Origin of the sequence: Actinocrinis sp. (genome assembly GCF_035946395.1) — a bacterium.
In the GTDB taxonomy this organism is placed as follows: domain Bacteria; phylum Actinomycetota; class Actinomycetes; order Streptomycetales; family Catenulisporaceae; genus Actinocrinis.
Genome location: NZ_DASYZI010000235.1, coordinates 1 through 2,153 on the forward strand (window position 1 = coordinate 1; position 2,153 = coordinate 2,153).

Consider the following 2,153-nt stretch of genomic DNA (forward strand, 5'->3'; position numbering starts at 1 on the left):
GGCAGATGTTGGGCTGCACGCACGAAGGCTAGGACTTCAGCGATCAGGCGCGCACGTTCAACGGTAGGAGGTGCCATGATGAGCTCCTTCACTTCGCGAGTTTGTATTGATGAGGTGGTAAATGCCGTACCAAGTGAGCAGGTTTGGCCCTCCGACGTAAGCACTTGCCCTCCAATGTGAGCACTGGTACAAAAATACTTGAGCAAACCGCTTCACATCTGGGGTATCAGCAGAGAAGAGTGGAAATAACAACGAGATCCACACCCCTTTGATGCGTCGCCGATCCCCACCAGTGGACTTGAGGTGACGAGTGAGCAGCACAACCATTTACCATTTGAGAAGCCGCTCCAGTTCTAGTATGACAGTGTTGAAAGTGGTAAATAGAGATAGGGCTAAGATCCTCACAAAAACGTCTCCAGCAGCGAGACTTCACAGATACGCGACGCGATGCAGCGCCACCACGGTCGCGCCCTTTGCCTGGGCCACCCTTGATCAACAGCACCTCGGGGGTGCTGTTGATCAAGGTCCGTCGGAGGCGGATCGTCACAAGATCCCACCCTTTCGGGCCACACCTGCGTGCTCAACTAACGGCGGCGCCGAACCACTTTGGCAGCAGGACGCGCAGATCCTGCTGATCGTCACCGACCCACGCCACGTGGCCGTCCGGTCGCAGCAGCGCGGCGGGTACGTCGAGTTCGGAGCTTTTGTCGACGATGTGGTCGATCCGATCTGCCCAGCCCGAAACCTCAAGCTGGCCGGTCTGGTCGAGCAGCAGGCCGCGCCCGCTGTGCATCAGCCCGTAGAGGCGCCCCCGCTTGAGCTCGATATCCCGCAGCCGGCGACCGACAAGCGGATGCTCGCCGCCGAAGTCGTAGCGGACCCCGATCGCTGTGATCTTCCCGATCAGGTAGCGGTTGACCTCCTCGAAGTCCATCAGTTCCGATATCAGCCGGAGCACCGCCTGGGGGCCCGGTTCGGGGGACAGCAGTTCCGACTGCGCGCGGGTGTTGTTCAGCACGGAGGCGGCCACCGGGTGCCGTTCGGTGTGGTAGCTGTCCAGCAGCCCCTCGGGAGCCCAGCCGCCGATCTCGGCAGCCAGTTTCCAGCCGAGGTTGAAGGCGTCCTGGACGCCGAGGTTGAGGCCCTGTCCGCCTATCGGCGGGTGGATGTGTGCCGCGTCGCCAGCCAGCAGCACGCGACCGCTGCGGTAGCGCTCGGCCTGCCGGGTGGCGTCGCCGAAGCGGGTGAGCCGGCGCGGCGAGTGCACGCCGAAGTCGGTGCCAGCGAGCTCCCGCAGCCGTTGCTTGAACTCCTCGAGGGTCGGCGGTGCCGCGCGGTCCTCGGCCACCTCCTCGGTGCGCGCGACGAAGCCGTACACCCCCTCCGCGTGAGGGGCGGGACCGAAGCGCAGATGGGGAGTGCGGATTTCAGCCGCCACGGCGGCCAGCTCCTCCGGTGGCGCGGCCACCTCCACCTCGCCCAGCAGCCACTCGATCCTGGCGGGCTCGCCGGGGAAGCCGATCGCGAGCAGCTTGCGCACGGTGCTGCGGCCGCCGTCGCAGCCGACGAGGTAGCGTGAGCGCAGTTGCGTGCCGTCGGCCAGTTCGACGGTCACCCCGTCTTCGTCCTGGCTCAGCCCGACCAGCTCGCAGCCGCGCCGGATCTCGGTGCCGAGCTCGATGGCATGCTCGTTCAGCAGACGCTCGGTGATGTTCTGCGGGATGCCGAGGATGTACGCATGTGCGGTGTCCAGCCGGTCCGGCCGCGGCTTGGTGATGCCGGCGAAGGAACCGCCGAGCGGGTACTGTCGGCCCTGCGCGAGGAAGCGCTCCAGCAGACCGCGCTGGTCCATGATCTCGATGCTGCGCACGTGCAGGCCGAGCGTGCGGGCATGCACGTTCGGCTCCGTCTCCCGCTCCAGCACGACCACGTGCACGCCGTGCAGCCGCAACTCGCTGGCCAGCATTAAGCCGGTCGGTCCACCGCCGGCAACGATCACGTCGATCATCACACCCCCCATTTCCGATAGAACAGATGGCTTGCTTGTCGCCATATCATCTCTTTTCCTTTCATCTCTAGGTGACTCCATACGCTTCGACGAGGGTCTGGCACACGCCTGATGAAGCCTGTGCTGATTTCAGCACACACACGAG

Annotated in this window: 1 protein-coding gene; it reads right to left on the reverse strand. The window is 64.4% G+C overall.

All coding sequences use genetic code 11. The annotated features are described in order from the left end of the window. Positions 1–580 precede the first annotated feature (580 nt). Positions 581–2,008, reverse strand: coding sequence for a rifampin monooxygenase (rox, locus tag VGS97_RS14710; protein WP_326854050.1), 1,428 nt, complete (start codon positions 2,006–2,008; stop codon positions 581–583). Positions 2,009–2,153: the final 145 nt, after the last annotated feature.